Source organism: Yinghuangia soli (genome assembly GCF_021502675.1).
Taxonomy (GTDB): domain Bacteria; phylum Actinomycetota; class Actinomycetes; order Streptomycetales; family Streptomycetaceae; genus Yinghuangia; species Yinghuangia soli.
Window position 1 is genome coordinate 1 of record NZ_JAKFHA010000089.1, and the last position, 895, is coordinate 895.

Below are 895 nucleotides of genomic sequence, written 5' to 3' on the forward strand. Positions count from 1 at the left end.
AGTGGTCCTAACAAAGGCGTTGTACGTGCCTGAGCGTGATGAGGCAGGTGGCGAGGGCGAGGAAGGCTTCGTGGATGTCGTCGCGGCGTTCCCAGCGGATCCGTAGGCGGCGGAAGCCGTGGAGCCAGGCGATGGTGCGTTCGACGACCCAGCGGAACCGGCCGAGGCCGGAGCCGTGTGGGGTGCCGCGGCGGGCGATGCGGTGCCGGATGCCGCGCTTGCGCAGCAGGCGGCGGTACTTGTCGTGGTCGTAGCCGCGGTCCGCGAACAGCATGTCGGGACGGTGGCGGGGCCGCCCGGGGCGGCCGCTGCGGACGTGCGGGACCTTGTCCAGGAGCGGTTCGAGCTGGGTGACGTCGTTGCGGTTGCCGCCGGTCAGCGTCACCGCGAGCGGGATGCCCTGGGCGTCGGTCAGGACGTGGTGCTTGCTGCCCGGCCGGGCGCGGTCGACCGGGCTGGGTCCGCTTTTGGGCCGCGCCGGGCCGCCCGGACGTGGGTGGAGTCGATCACCGCCCGCGACCAGTCCAGCTTCCCGGCGCCGTGCAGCCTCTCCAGGAGGATCACGTGCAGGCGGTCCCACACGCCGGCCTCGTTCCACCAGGCCAGCCGCCGCCAGCACGTCATCCCGGACCCGAACCCGAGCTCCTGCGGCAGGTACTCCCACTGGATCCCGGTGTGCAGCACGAACAAGATCCCGCACAGCGCCTGCCGGTCCGGCACCCGCGGCCGGCCCGGCACCTGCTTCAACCGCGGGACCGGCAGCAGCGGCTCGACCAAGGCCCACAACTCGTCCGAGACGACCCACGGACGCAACTCCCCTTTGCGCACGAACCGTTCAACGACCCAAGCCGCCGAACGTCACACTGCCAAAGATCGTTCTGTTAGGACCACTAAG

1 pseudogene is annotated in these 895 nt (G+C 70.8%); it reads right to left on the reverse strand.

What is annotated here, in order from left to right:
- Nucleotides 1-7: 7 nt before the first annotated feature.
- Nucleotides 8-828, reverse strand: a pseudogene (locus LZ495_RS43660) (IS5 family transposase).
- Nucleotides 829-895: the final 67 nt, after the last annotated feature.